The sequence below is a fragment of the Mesorhizobium sp. M7A.F.Ca.CA.002.05.1.1 genome, from assembly GCF_003998335.1.
GTDB lineage: Bacteria > Pseudomonadota > Alphaproteobacteria > Rhizobiales > Rhizobiaceae > Mesorhizobium.
Window position 1 is genome coordinate 1 of record NZ_RZQI01001602.1, and the last position, 539, is coordinate 539.

Here is a 539-nt window from a genome sequence, read left to right on the forward strand (position 1 = left end):
GCGACCTGCACGGACGCAACACGCTTGCCTATCAGCCGATAAAACTCGCCGCGATGGAAGGGCTGTGGGACACCACCAAGGGACCCGCGATGACCGTGATTGCCTGGCCCAGCATGGAGGAGCAGCGCAATCTCTACGCGATCGACATCCCGCATCTTGCCAGCCTCTATCTCACCCATTCCTGGGACGGCGAGGTCGAGGGCCTGAAGGCGGTGCCGCGCGAGGACCAGCCCTATGTGCCGATCGTCTTCTTCGCCTTCCGCATCATGGTCGGCATCGGGCTGATCCTTCTCGCCACCGCCGTCACCGGCGTGGCGCTGCGCTGGAGCCATCGCCTCTACGACACACGCTGGTTCCAACTGATCACCATGGCGACGACGCCGCTCGGCTTCATCGCGGTGCTCGCCGGCTGGACGACCACCGAGGCAGGCCGCCAGCCTTGGGTCATCTATGGCCAGTTGCGCACCATCGACGCGGTTGCGCCGGTCGCGGCCGGCGCGGTGGCAACGACGCTTGCCATCTTCGTCGTTGTCTACATG

Annotated in this window: 1 protein-coding gene; it reads left to right on the forward strand. The window is 65.3% G+C overall.

Features of this window, described 5'->3' with window-relative positions:
* Positions 1 to 539, forward strand: a 539-nt coding sequence (locus EN939_RS37280; protein WP_164751654.1) for a cytochrome ubiquinol oxidase subunit I, incomplete at both ends; no start/stop codon positions are given.